Genomic DNA, 1,072 nt, shown 5'->3' with positions numbered 1-1,072 from the left:
GCCCCGCCGGACCCGACCTGGGCGGTCGGGGGTTGACCCGTCCGGCGATCGGGCGTAAACCGGTACGGCTCAGGCGTGGCGCGCGGGGTGGGGGTCCGCGGGCGTGGCACGGTGCGGGCAGAGCCAGGGTGATTGTCACCTGGTCCGATCATCGTCCCGTCCGGCGAGCAGCGAAGGTCTTCCATGCGACTACGCAAAGCCCTTGCCCTCACCGCCGTACTCGTAGCCACCACCGCCCCCACCGCGGCCGCGGACATCGGTACCGGCGGCGGGGCCCGACCCGCACCCGCGCTGCCCTCCCGCGCACAGGCCACCTGTGGCGACGGGAAGAGCACCGCCTTCCCCATCGGGGCGCGCATCCGCGGCGGCCCGGCTGTGTACCGCACCGGCGGCGACCCGCAGACCTGGTACCTGGACCTGACCAACACCACGGACTCCGAGTGCACGGCCATCCACCCCGTCGTCGTCTTCACCGACAAGGCCCGCGCCCTGCGCCCCGCCCACCTGCGGATGGAGTTCGACGCGCCGGGCGGCACCTTTCCCACCAGCCTGGAGCGCAGCGACCGCGACGAGATCATCGCCGTCTTCGACGGCGGCGACGCCTTCCCCGGTTTCACCGTCGGCCCCGGCGGGTCCCTGACCGTCAGGGTCGGCCTCGCCTTCGCCCCCGACGCCCCCACCGGCGAGGTCCTCGCCGACGCCGCCCTCGTCCAGCGCAAGGGCGACGACGGCGACTGGATCGGCGAGGCCGGCGGCTACCGCTTCTCCGTCGAGAGCCCGGAGGACCCGGCCGAGGCGGGCTCCCTCGCCCATACCGGCCCGCGCGAGTGGGCGTACGGAGCGGGCGCCGTGGCCGCCCTCGCCACCGGCGGCGGCCTTCTCCTGGGCGCCCGCCGCCTGCGTACCTCCGACGACCGTCGCTGATCAGCCCCCTGCGTATCGACACCTGCCGCTGACCCGCCCGCGCCGCCCGACCGCCTGGGCCCCCGCCGGCTCCGTACTTCTGGCCGCTGCCCCGCCCGCGCCGCCCGACCGCCCAGGTGGGGTCCGGCGGGGTCGGGTCCGGCGGGGT

At 76.0% G+C, this 1,072-nt stretch carries 1 protein-coding gene; it reads left to right on the top strand.

Annotated elements, in window-relative coordinates; genetic code table 11:
• The first annotated feature begins 183 nt into the window (after nt 1–183).
• Entirely contained in the window at nt 184–924 is a 741-nt protein-coding gene (locus tag ACZ4VT_RS37320) for a hypothetical protein (protein WP_467955819.1), read from the top strand.
• Nucleotides 925–1,072 lie beyond the last annotated feature (148 nt).

This window comes from Streptomyces sp. NPDC029164 (genome assembly GCF_055563995.1).
This window is presented reverse-complemented; position numbering and strand designations above follow the sequence as displayed.